Origin of the sequence: Streptomyces adustus (assembly GCF_009377175.1) — a bacterium.
Classification (GTDB): Bacteria; Actinomycetota; Actinomycetes; order Streptomycetales; family Streptomycetaceae; genus Streptomyces; species Streptomyces adustus.
This window is the reverse complement of sequence record NZ_VJZD01000091.1, coordinates 1-12,269: the sequence shown is the minus strand read 5'-3', so window position 1 is coordinate 12,269 and position 12,269 is coordinate 1. Positions and strand designations below refer to the sequence as shown.

The 12,269-nt window shown below is 63.3% G+C and carries 8 protein-coding genes; 4 read left to right on the top strand and 4 right to left on the bottom strand.

The genetic code is table 11. The features are described from left to right. Positions 1-517 precede the first annotated feature (517 nt). Positions 518-1,162, top strand: coding sequence for a hypothetical protein (locus FNH09_RS47730; RefSeq protein ID WP_202919725.1), 645 nt, complete (start codon positions 518-520; stop codon positions 1,160-1,162). 94 nt (positions 1,163-1,256) lie between these two features. Here the strand turns inward: FNH09_RS47730 and FNH09_RS22355 are convergent, their stop codons facing one another. The 3 genes from FNH09_RS22355 to FNH09_RS22345 all read right to left on the bottom strand — a co-directional run bounded on the left by FNH09_RS22355 (position 1,257) and on the right by FNH09_RS22345 (position 6,574). Next, positions 1,257-3,218, bottom strand: coding sequence for a hypothetical protein (locus FNH09_RS22355; protein ID WP_152890749.1), 1,962 nt, complete (start codon positions 3,216-3,218; stop codon positions 1,257-1,259). A gap of 122 nt (positions 3,219-3,340) precedes the next feature. Beyond that, on the bottom strand, positions 3,341-5,479 hold the full coding sequence (locus tag FNH09_RS22350) for a hypothetical protein (RefSeq protein WP_152890747.1): 2,139 nt from the start codon (positions 5,477-5,479) through the stop codon (positions 3,341-3,343). A 372-nt stretch (positions 5,480-5,851) separates the two neighbouring features. Next, positions 5,852-6,574, bottom strand: coding sequence for a peptidoglycan-binding protein (locus FNH09_RS22345; RefSeq protein WP_152890745.1), 723 nt, complete (start codon positions 6,572-6,574; stop codon positions 5,852-5,854). A gap of 404 nt (positions 6,575-6,978) precedes the next feature. Between FNH09_RS22345 and FNH09_RS49865 the strand changes: the two genes are divergently transcribed. Both FNH09_RS49865 and FNH09_RS22335 read left to right on the top strand, forming a co-directional pair. Continuing rightward, entirely contained in the window at positions 6,979-7,824 is an 846-nt protein-coding gene (locus FNH09_RS49865) for a BTAD domain-containing putative transcriptional regulator (protein WP_152890743.1), read from the top strand. 1,134 nt (positions 7,825-8,958) lie between these two features. After that, positions 8,959-9,552 (top strand): PASTA domain-containing protein, encoded by a 594-nt coding sequence (locus FNH09_RS22335; RefSeq protein ID WP_162468933.1) that lies wholly within the window; start codon positions 8,959-8,961, stop codon positions 9,550-9,552. A 1,315-nt stretch (positions 9,553-10,867) separates the two neighbouring features. Here FNH09_RS22335 and FNH09_RS22330 read toward each other — a convergent pair. Then, on the bottom strand, positions 10,868-11,137 hold the full coding sequence (locus FNH09_RS22330) for a hypothetical protein (RefSeq protein ID WP_152890739.1): 270 nt from the start codon (positions 11,135-11,137) through the stop codon (positions 10,868-10,870). Positions 11,138-11,185: 48 nt separating this feature from the next. Between FNH09_RS22330 and FNH09_RS22325 the strand changes: the two genes are divergently transcribed. Continuing rightward, positions 11,186-11,545, top strand: a complete 360-nt coding sequence (locus FNH09_RS22325; protein ID WP_152890737.1) for a hypothetical protein — start codon at positions 11,186-11,188, stop codon at positions 11,543-11,545. Positions 11,546-12,269: the final 724 nt, after the last annotated feature.

Genomic DNA, 12,269 nt, shown 5'->3' with positions numbered 1-12,269 from the left:
CGATCTGCTCTGCCAGCCAGGAGGCGTGTCGTTCCTCGGTGTCCTTGTCGCTACTCCTGCGGAGCACGTGAACGAGCACTGTATGGTCATCGGCGCGCTCGTCGAGATCGGTAGTACGGCAGTTGAAAAGCAGTAGTTGTCGAGCACTCGCTCCGCGCCGACATGACCGACGGGATCTTGCTGCCTTACCAGCAGCTCATTTCCCTGATGGACGAGGGCATAGACGTCGACGAGGCGCTCGCGTGGGCCCCCGAGGGCCGCGTTGTCGAGTTCTCGTACGTCACCGAGCACCTGTCCGACGATGCTGCCATCGAGGCGCTCACCTCGCTGCAGTCGGCCGCCGATGGCATGCGGGAACTGGGTGTGGACCTGCCTGACACCGGCTACGAGTGGCTACAGGCCCAGATCGAGCGATTCTGGCAGCTGCGTGGCCCCGTCCCCGGCCTGCCGGGCTTCCTCAAGGTGATCGGCGTCCAGCAGCCGTACGTGGCAGCGCGAGCGGTGATGGTAGAAGCGGGTGACGACACCGACCCGTGGGACTTCCTCCAGACCGGTCTTTGCCGACCCATCCGACGCGCCGAGTGCGATAAAGGTGCACATCGGCGCCCTCCAGGTCAGGATCTGGAAGAAGGTGACACCAGAACGTCAGGCTGTGCTGCGCCTGCTCTCCGGCTTCGACATCTCCCCGGACCAGGTGCAGATGCTGCTCGAAGGCGCCACGGAGGTCGAGATGACGGCCGAGGACCTGCTGCAAAACCCGTACTTCGCTTCGACGTGCACCTACGGCATCGCAGAACACGTGCCGTTCAAGACCGTTGACCGCGCACTCTTCCCCCCCCCCCCGACCCACGTCACCTGGAAGCCTCCGGTTCCCGACGACGTCAAACTGGAGGGCCACCTCGATCGGCGTCGGATCGAAGCATTGCTGACCGACGTGCTCGAACGGCAAGGCAGGCAGGGCGACACAGTCGTACCGGAAGGCGAGACCGTCGCGCTGGCGAACGACGTCCCACTCGCTCAACCGCCCACTCTGACCGAGACCATCGTGACCGGCCTCGATCTGGACCATGACGGCATCAACGAGGTTGCGTTCGTGCGCCTGACACACGCTTGGGTACATTTAGGTGTTTTCCAGGGCGTAGCCGAAGTCCTTGCAGACTGAACCCCCGCCATCTTGAAGTGGCTGGTCAGGGGGCTGGCGTGGCGGGGTTCAATGTTCTTGACGTGTAGACTGTTCAGCCGCTCCCCGTAGGGGGTCACGGCGTGGCCAGCACGTCCGAGAGCTGGTACAGGACGCCTTTGTGGAGGTCCGCAAGGTAGTCTCCAGTCTCCGTGTCCGGCTGCCCCGCCCTGTGAACGGTGGCCTGGAGATGGAGCAGGCTGGAATCCGCTTTAGAGGTCCTGCCCAGCGGTTGCACGAGATCGCAGTGGAATACCTGCGTCTCTGGTGTGATGGTGAAGGTGTGAGGCTGGTCGTCTCCGTCCAGCCGGGCGTGGATGACGACGCTGGCAATGCCGGCTTTGTCCATGTGCGCGTCGTTGTTAACGATGATGGACGTGTGCAGATCCTCGACGTAGACGTGCGCTTGGGCCACGACAGCCGGGGTGGCGTCGGCGAGCGTGTACCTAGCCGCCAGCTGGGCGCCAGGAGGAGCGTTGACCGCGATGTCGGCCGATCCGCCGGAGGGCAGAGTGATGTCCAGGCCGTCGGCGACGAGTTGGCTGGAGCCGTCCGGCAGGTTGCCGAAGAGCCGTGTGACAGTGACTTCGCTCTCGGCGTGGTTCTCCAGAGTGACCGCTGCCCCGGAGGATGTGGCCAGGACGGGGCCATCGGGCCACGGGCCGGCGAGGCGAGTGACATCGAGGTACAACTCGACGGGACCGAGGGCGCTGTTGTCGCTGAGAGTAAACGTGGCGTTGCCCACCAGATGCCCTTCCGGGGCCGCGATGCCGAGCAGCTCGTTGAAGACCACTGCGTCGGCGTAGCTCATAGCGGTGCCGATCTGGATGGTGTCGCCGACGCGCGTGGCGTTGATCGGGCTGGAGGTAGGGTTGTTCCATCCGGTGACACCGAACCCCGTGACCCCGGAAGCGAAGCTCGTGGGGAGCAGCAGGGTGGGGTGGGCCGTGAGGTCGGCCAGCGCGGTCTTCACGGCGGTCAGCTCGGCATGTCCGATGTCGGGCTGGAGGTTGGCCTGAAGGCGGCACGGCAGGGCTATGTCCTGGGTGGCGTCGAACATCTGGATCCACATGATGAGTGGGCTCCAGTCGGGTACCCCCGGGTGGCCGGGGGCTGCCCGCCCGACGCGGTAGCGACGCGGCAGCACCAGGTAGACGGAGGGCCTGCCCAGCGCGGTGAACACCTGGTAGTCGTCGGTGGCCAGAGCCTCGAGAGGCGTGTAGAGCTTGTCGGGGATCTTTCCCAGGGCCATCGTGTCCTGGCAGCCGATCGCGTTCTCATGGGCGGGGTCGGTAGCGTCGATGTAGAGGTTGCCGAAGTCCGCACAGGGGATGACGACGTCCAGGCTCTGGCTCTGTGTGACCGAGACAGGGGAATACACCATGCTGCCGTCGGGCGCGGCGCCGCCTTCCCCGTCCCAGGCGTCGACCGTGCCGGGGTCGTCACTGTTGCCGGGGACCGCGAGGAGCGGGTCCGACAGGAGTCGTACTGACGAGTAGAGCGTGTCTGTGGCGAATTTTTGCGCCAGGTAGTCGTGGTCTCCATACTCGAGCGCATTGAAGGAGAAGTTCATCAACAGCCGGGGCGGCACCTGCTGGTATCCAGGACGGGACAGGCTGCCGTAGGCAGCCCTGGCGAGGTTTCCGCTGACGGTGAAGACGAACGTGTAAATGTCGCGGCCAGTCGTCGCTGGGGCGGCGGTGACGGTGCCTGACGCGGCGGCGCCGGTGGCGGCCTCCCGGTACGGGATGACCAGCTGCGCGCGGACTTGCTCGAATTTTACCGGAAGGCCCTTGTCCGGATCGAGGGGCACCTCCGAGTCGTAATTGATGATCTGATTGCGTCTGGCTTCAGTCATCACGGTCCGAGCCGTAATCATGATCGTTGCAGTGATGACCGGGTCTCCGTCGTCGTCATGTCCTGACACGACGTAGGAGTAGCGGAAAGGGCTGCCCGCCGCCGGTGCAGCCGCTTGCGGGGCTACCAGCTCGAACGAGGGCACGTACCAGTAGAAGTTGTAGCTCGAGTAGTCGCCCATCACCGCCACGCTCTGTGGATCATCCGTGGAGGAGAGCTCAGGCCTCTTGGGCGTATCGGTGGGCGGCTCCTGCTCCCCGCGGGGAACGACTGGTGTCGGCTCCACGGCACTCACCTTCCCGCTCATGCGGCCGGATTGAGCACGGTGACGCCGGGGTCGGTGACGCGCGGGGGCAGCACCGTGACCGGGCCGTTACCCGCGTGGTCGACCCACTGGCCAACCCAGCCGTCGTTCGGCGGTGCGGCGTCCCCGATGTCGGCGTTGCGGTTGATCGTGACCTGGTAACTGAACGTCGGAATGAAGTCCGGCTGCCCTGTGTAGATCGTCCAGTAGCGCGGCGTGTGTTGGTCTTCCGCAGTGAAGGAGAAGGTGACGACGTCGTCTTCGCGGGAGGTGCCATCCGCCCGGGTGCCGTGCGGCTTAAACGCCACGTCAGCAGTCCAGTTGCCAGCCAGATGGCCGCCGAGCATGATCGGGCCGACGCTCAGCACGCCGACATGATCGCACTTGACCGGCAGGGATAGGTCGTTGGTCAGCGTTCCGTCGTCGCCGTCGAGATCCACCTCGCTCTTCTCGACACGCTGGCGCAGGTAGGGGCTGTCGGTGTCCGAGGCGGGTGGGTCGAAGACGATCTTGCGCTTCACGTACATCTTGTCGGGCACCCAGCCCTCCGGTGGCTTGGCGACGTCGATGGCCGACTTCTGGGTAATCCTGGCGAACCATGTCGTCGAGGTGTTGCCGTCGGCGAAGGTGAGGAACGCGCTGGGTGTAGCACTCGGCGATGCGGCCCCTGGCGCCTGGGTGGCCTGGGTGGGCAGGCCCTCGGTGGGGGTCGGCGGTACCACGTCGGACGGCTTCTGTGGCGGGGAGAACGTCGTGCCGCTCCACTGCAAGGCCCCGCTGGTGTTGGGGTATCCCACCTCGACTCCAACGAAGTTGACCGGGTCGCCCATCCACTGCTTCTCCGGGTCGGGCCAGTTGACCACCGGCTTGCAGGCGACGGTGATCATACGGTCGAAGTCGTCGAGGTACAGTTCGCCGAAGTACTTGCGCAATTGGCCGGGGTCCTTGGCGAGGAGGTCGGCTAGGCCGTCGAGCGTGCCGCCGATCGCGCTCGGTTGTAGGTACCGCTGGTCGGACTGGAACTGGAAGCTGTTGGCGATGTCCACCTGGTCATGCCGGAAGTCCATTGTCACGCCCACGCCGAGACCCCACCCGCTGCCCAGGCATCCGCCGCTGTCAGCCGGCACCTGCGCGTCCGGAATGGTCGGCATCGGCTGGAAGATGACCTGTTTGGCCTGCTCGATCCACATGGGGATGAGCATCTCGATGAACTTGTTGATCGTCTTCTCTTGGTCGTCGGAGCCTGGCAGTGTCTTGTCGATCTCGATGTCCACCTTGATGGCGCCGGACAGTCGCATTTCGTTCCAGGTCGCCTTCACATCCGCGGAAGACCAGAAGTAGTGGCCCTGCGCGGCCACTGACAGATGATCGAAGACCCGGTGCCAGTCCGAGGTCATGGTCAGGGAGGTGATAGGCGCCCACATCGGGATCTGTACGTTCTCGACGACGGCGACGAGGCTCTGGTTTGCCTTGAACCCCGCGGCGACGATTTGGGCAGCTGTCGACCCCATCATGCAGGTGAAGGAGTTCTCCGCCAGTGGGTTGGTAGCGCCGGGCCCCTGCCCCTGCATCTTCCAGAAGAACGGGTCCGTGCCGCCCTCGGTGGTCAGCGACCCGTCCGGGTTCATGCTGGCGTTGGTCACGCTCACATTGTTGGACGCGATGGGCAGCGGGCGTAGGAATGCCGCGTCGCCCAGTGTGGGCGTCGGGGCACTCGACCGGTACATGGTGTAGCGGTCGCCCTTGTCCTTCCACTGGTCCAGGATCTGCTGGTGTGCCTTGGGCAGGACACCGTCGGGCGGGGCCGATGTGATGGTGAACGAGAGAGCTCCACCGGTGATCTCCCGTGTCATCCCCGGGATGACACCGACCGTTGTGCTGCCGGTCTGGACCCCTGCGAAGTGCAGGAAGAAGAACTTGAAGTCTCTGTTGGGCTTCTCCGCCAGCCGGACTCCATTAGGGACCCAGTAGTAGACCGGGGGCTTGCCTGCCTGCTGCATGAGGTCGTTGTGCTTGTCGGGCAGGTAGAGCAGCGTGTAGTCGACGCCGCCTTGGCTGACCACTGTTTGCTCGAAGCCACCGGTCCAGATCGGGCCGACGGGCTCAGGCGTGTCGATGTTCGGAAAGTCGCCGTTCATCTGAGGCTCCTCACCAGGTGATGAACGAAGACTTGCTGGGAGGGAGGCTGCCGTCGCCCCCGCACAGCGTGTCGTACATCGTGCTTCGGAACGTGTTTCCGAGTTGTTGAAGTGTGGCGGTCATGAGCGGCCTCCAGTTCTGTGTGATCTGGGATGAGAACAGAGCAGACATCGGGCTTCGCGCCTACTAAATCCTGATCGATCATTCGGCACTGCGATTCCGTCGTTGGGGACGTGTAGTGAATGAATGTCAAGCCCCGCGACGACCCCCTGCTTGCAAGAGTGAGGGCTAGGTGTTACAGCGTCAAATCGAGCAAACCGAGCGCAGAGGATGACGTGAAAGGCTGCGGGCACGGCGTTTCTGACCGATTCTCAGTAGCCACGGGGAGGCCGGTTGGGGTCGGCTTGTTGCACGCGTGAGGCGAAGTTCGAACCAGACTGGCTCACGTTGTAACGGGCCCGTACATAGTTAATCGTCGCGCACATATCTGCCACCACGTCATAGGGTGTAGTGGCGGTGCCCGCCTGGTGATAGGTAGCGAACGTAGATGGTATGCATTGGGTCGCTCCCCGGGAACAGTTCTGCGGATGTCCATCGGCCATACGGGCACCATGTGCGTTGATGTCAGTTGTGTTCACCCGCCAGCGACGGTCGTTGTACGACGACTCCCGTCCCGTGATGGTGACGAGCGCTGGGACCCCGAATTGTGCATCCATGCCGGTCAGTTCACATGCCTTCTTGGCATACGTCTCCATCGCGGTCCGTCCCGAGTCGTCCCCTGGATCGTTGAACGTCACCTGGCTCAGACTCAGCTTGCCCGCCCCGTTCGTCGCGGCCGGTGCCGTCGTGCAGTCGACCGTGAAGCCGCACTGCCGCCCGAGCTCTGTGAGCGACTTGCAGCCGGGTATGCCATCGGCATCGCTTCCCGTGTAGCCCTGAGCACGTTGCTCGGCGGCGTATGCGTCCTTGGTCTGTTGGTCGAAGGATCCGGTCACCCCGGCCGCGATGCCGTGACCGCGAGCGACGAGAGCGCGCTGCACGGTCCGAACGTCGTCATTCGACGAGCCGAACTGAACGCTTGCGAGTGCCACCATCGAACCCGCCTCCTCTGTTGCACATTGCCCTCGTCGCATTGCGCCCGACGCCGAGCCTCAGAGCGGGCTCCACGCCACGACCATCGCGTGATCCCGTGTCCTGCACGGGGATCTTCTGAAACCACTGCCCTGGCCAAGCTGCCTCGGTGTCCACCGCGAACCGCGCTCTTCTTCCGGTCAGTCCAGAGCAAACCCGTTCCTCCGGCGTCTACGAATCCACGCCACACCGTTGCCGGGGCGTCGTTCGGGCGTATCGGGGACGTCGTGCCGGCGCTGCAAGAGCCGGCCGCACGCGAAGCGGACACCCCGACAGAGGACTGACCGATGCACTCTGACGTGCCCGGCAGCAGGCGAAAGGCGCGCACACAGATGCGACGCGTGCCGATACGCGGCAGAGTAGAAGCGTGTCTGCGCAAGGGATGCATCTCGAACTTCTGGGTAGTTTCCGATTCACCTGCTGCGGCAGAACGGTCGCCCTGCCCTTGGGGGCGCAGCGTCTTCTCGCCTTCCTCGCGCTGCAGCGCAACGGCATTCATCGAGGAGTAGCAGCCGAGCAGTTGTGGCCCGATTGCCTGCCTTCCCGGGCAGGGGCGAATCTCAGAACAGCGCTCTGCCAATGCAGGCACGCCCATGCTCAGGCAGTTGTCGTTTCTACCAGTCAGGGCCTGGTTCCATCCCCGTCAGTTGACGTAGATCTTCACCACATGCGGAACCGTGCTCACCAGATAGTCAGCGGCGCAGCACCCCTGCCGGACGATTACGACGAGACCGTCGGTGACCTGAGTGACGAGCTGCTTCCCGGCTGGTTCGACGAGTGGTTGACCCTTGAACGTGAGTGCTGGGATCAGATGCGCCTGCATGCCCTGGAAAGCCTGGCCCAGCAGCTCCAGACAGCCGAGCGGTACGCGCTCGCACTTCAGACAGCCCTCGCAGCCATCGCCATCGACCCGGTCCGGGAGACAGCCCACCGCATACTGATCGAGACGCATGTCGCGGAGGGAAACGTTGCCTGCGCCATCCTGCGGTTCCGCCAATACAAGAGCTTCCTGCAACAGGAACTGGGCGTCCTACCATCGCCGCACATGCTGGCCGTGATAAACGACATCGCCAGCATGCAGACGGGCCCCAACGGACCTACGACTCACCCTGAAGACGGTGACGGCTGTCGCAACAACACTGTTCGAGGTGATCATCTGCTGGATTCAAGGACGCCGAATTGGCGCGACATCACTGATACCGTCGATCGTTGACACGTCGCCACGGACCCCGGGTGCAGCTCCCGAGAGCCCTGGGCACGTTCGACAGACCTCAACGCACCGCGCCAACAGGACCGCGACCTGGACGCTGTCACGGCACAGCACGTCAGCTGACGCCGAGACACGGGACAAGCGGCGTTCGTCAGACGATCGAGGTGCTTCCCCGCCTGCCCGAAGCCCGGGGCGCTTTGGATGCAGCCGGACAAGGTGTGCCCCGGCAGGAGACAGTCTTTCATCCCCGAGATCTGCCGACCCGATGCTGCAGCTGACTACCGGCGTCACTGACCGCAACGGTCAACCCTGGACTCATGACGTCTCCACCCAACTGAACGTCACGCGCGACACTCTCCCTGCAGCGGCCGCCTCCGACAGGCTTGGCCCCTGTGGTCCGCCTTTCTCGCGCGCTGCTGGCGTCGGTCAACCTTCAGGCGGCACGACACCCCCGCGCCCATACACCAGCCACGCCGCGTGGCTGGTCTGGGCATCGGGCCAAGTCCATCCTCGTCCCTCAGCAGTCAAGCCCGCCTGGCGAATCACGCCAGTACTCGGCGGTCACATGCGCCGATGGAGACGGCTACCGTGCTCACCGGGCCCCACGGACTGGGACCGAGCGGATGAAGCTGAAGTGGCTATGCCAGTTCTTCCCGACCCGCGGTATTGCAGGAGCTCGCTCCCAAGGCTGCCCGTGATGGTGGTCGTCGGCGGCTAGCTTGCGGCGCCTTCGGCCTCACTCCCCACTCCCGGGGTCGGCATGTGCGAGCGGGAACCAGCGTCTCCCTCATCGACGGCGACCGGATCCACCTCCTGTCCTCCACCGGCTCGAGGCCTGCGTCCGAATGCGCCCCCATGCCGGCTACGCCTCTAGCCGGCCAACTGTCCTTCAGCTAGCGGCCTGTCTCACTGCGTGATAGGCCATCGAGGTCCATGCTTGTCGGCACCCGGGACATCGTTTCGGCGGTCCGCAGCTGTCGAAGGTGGGTCCGGCATTGACTGATACACCGTCAACTAACAAGTGCAAGACAGTCGGTACGCACCGCAGCCCGATTTGTCCGGAATAGCGACATCCGGTAGCATCGACATCGCATGAATCGTGCGGCTGCTAGAGGCGCAGGGTCGGGTGAGGTCACGATGTCCTCCATTCAACTGACTTTCGTTCACTCGCTAGCCACCCTCGTGGCCAGACCAGGTTCCGCCGACCGAACGGCAACGGCGGACAGCGGGTTCATTTGGGCTATTTTCTGGTTCGCCATAGCTGTATCCACAGTTGCCCTTGGCGCCAAGATAGCCTTCGTCATCTTCAAACGCAGCGATCACGGCATCGTTCGTAGCGCACTGGCCATCATTCTCGTCACCAGCCTTGCCTTGCTTGCCGCCGTCGTTCACTTCGACGACGCAAATGCCGAGCGGCAGACATTGTTGTTGGGTGCCGTCGCGACGCTGGCCTCTGCAGTGGTGGCATTCTACTTCTCATCACGCAGTGCCGAAGCCGCGCGAAAGGACCTCTTGTCCACCATGAGTGGTGACTCCCAAGTCTCGGTACCTGACTTGGTGGGAATGGATGTCGCCGCAGCAAAGTCCAAGATGAGTGCATCCAACATGTCACTGACGCTTCCTCAGGAAGCGCCAGCAGAAGCAGTCATCGTGACACAGAGCCCCGCCCCTGGGGAGGTGGTGCCATCAGGGCGCACCGTGACAGTGACTACTTCCACCCCACAAGCCTGAAAAGGCTGCCGTATGGGAGCGCGAAATTGAGGAAAGTTCCCCACAACCCGAATCAGACAGCGCCGCAAGGCGGGGCACGTATCCAAACGTCTTCAGTCCGTCAGGGCATGCCTCAGAGAAACGGCGAAAATTATAGGAGGTAGAACCATGGGATTCGCAGATGAGTTTCGAGGGTGCATGAACGCAAGTGGTCTGCCAACTCCCGCGCAAGGCCTGGACAGCGCAGACGAGGTATTGGAGTTTCTGGATGGGGTTCACCAGGCTTGGGAGAACGCCGGCGGGAACGAAGAGATGGCGCTTGGAGCTCTCGTCGCCGTTGGCGCCGTAACCGGAGTCGACGAAGCAGCCGTGGGTGGAGCCGCTGCGGTACTCGTGTCCGCCTACATCGGGGCGTGTATCGGCTGCCTGATAGGTGCAACGGGCGCATCCATCTGGGATGCATTGGCTCGCGTAGAGCCAGATGCGAACGTACAGGCCCAGGTCACTGCCACCGCTGAGGCCCAAGGCATCAGCCCACCCGAGGGAGTGGCGTGACGCAGCGTGACTCATGTGCTTCGCAACGCCCTTGTCGGACAATCGGCTGACTGGAAGCCCACCAACGTCCGGAGGGGTGCATTGCCAGCACTGAAAAACACACAGAAACAGGCCTACCCGAGCTGGGCGTAGCAAGACCGCGGCAACCGCGCGCTTCAGACCGGGCCATGTCTTGCTCGATGAGTTCGGCAGCTACCGGTGAGGATCGCCAGTCTTGCAAGTTAGCAACGTGCATGCCGCTGGTAATGACGGTGCGGCACCTGGGACGTTCCGTGCATCGGATGTTCGATCGACGACGACAGCGACTGGATGGACACCGCCTTCGACCTGGCGGTCGACGTCGGCGGACCGGACCCACGACGTACCCTGGCCGGTGCCCCCGCACTGATGGCAGCAGGGGTTTCCTGGCCGACAGCGGCGCTACTTTGCGCAGCACTTTCCGCACCAGGCACCTCTGCAGCAGCAGTTAGGGGCGCCGAACCTACGGCCGGCGTGATCAACGCGCACAGCGCAAAGACTCCCGTCAGCGCCCGTCCTTTTAGATGGACGACCAACGGCGTGAACGGGACGCAACTCCTCGACAAGGCGGCCACTGACCACCTCGGGCATCCCCAGACACCCCCAGCGCTACAGCGGCTGGCATCCCAGCCACACCACAGCAGCCCCGTACCGACCACTGCACTCGGTAAAGATCCTTGCCAAAGCCTCTCCACCGAGCTGCTGAGCCAGATCGGCGTTTCCCGGGCCCCCGACCCCCACCGGAGCCATAAGAAGCAACGATTCACTCAGGAGGGACGGGGTTCAGGTTGGTCCCAGGGTCGATTGGCCTCGACTTGCAGACCCAATGACCCTTGTGCCACACGTGGTAGAAGTCGTAGTAGCCGAAGATCCATTGCCATCTGTTGCAGCTGCCTGCCGGAAGAACCGAGGCGGCCGTGGCTTTAGGAGAAGCTGCTGCGCCCGTACCGTCCGTGCCGATTGCGGTCCCGCCGACCAACAAGAGGCCGGTCACGACGCAAACGAAGGTGCGCTTGGTATCAAGGATTGCCATGACTCCGAACCTTCCTCTACAGCCCCGCGCCCCCTCAACACGAGATGAATGGCCCCCTTTTGGAAGACGAGGCTACAGGAAAACAGCTGCGCTGCCCGGGCCGAGCAGCTTGAGGAAAGGATCGCCATCGCCCTGCTGCTGAGCCCCCAACGTCCGCCTGACGTCACTACAGGTGAGGCGTTGACCGCACAGGATCTATTGAACCTCGAATTGATTCTCAAGGTGATCGTTCACACCCGCCCCAGGGTTTACATAAATAAGTACGCTGTGTACACCCTGGGACAGTCGACCCAGGGTGACATAGCCAACAGTCGAAGCACCCGGGTCGAGGGGGCTCGACTTCCACTCAAGCACGAAACCGCCGTCTACCTCGACTCCTACTCGAGCAACATCGCCAACATCCCCTGAATTAGCGACCTCGAAGCTTATCTGCGTTCCCGAGTCGTGATTCGGGACGACGTGCCCATCGGGATTGTCTTCAGGGTCAGGCATTACTCCAATGCCCCCTGCTGCGAGTTCGAACATCGCCGACATGGTTCTCCTCCTGTGCTTGTCGTTTCCCCGTGGCGCCTCAGGACACCGATTCGACTTCGCCGTTTCGCGGTTACCTCACTGCCGTTACCCATGCCTGCTGCATGCCGGTTCAAGCGGAACTCACTCACCTTCGAGCGGGAACGATCCCGCCCCCGTAGGCAGGGATTGATCCACGATGAAGACCCATGCTTGTAGCACAGGGCGCCCGATTAGTGGTTCGCTGTGGTGATCTACAGCCACCGCCGCCAACTCCCCGGCAGTGGGGCGTGGCTGTTCGAGAAGTTGACCGAAGGAAGTTCGGACTGCCCATTCGGCCATACCCTCAGCATCGTACGTTCGCAACCCGCCCGCAAGTGGACTTTTCGGCGCGGGGGATCACTACTCGCATTGCGGTGAAACGTGACTGGATCACAAGCGCTCGACACCGGTGTCACCTATATCAGCCAACTGAACGTTTTCAGCGTGGCCACTGATTCCCAATGACGTTGTCAAGCGGCGGTAGCGACCCACTGTGGTCGGGTCATATCGCTGTCGCGCCTGCGCGGGCCGCAGCGGTCTCGAAGAGCTTGTGGTCGCGCAGGAGGGCCCAGAGCACGTT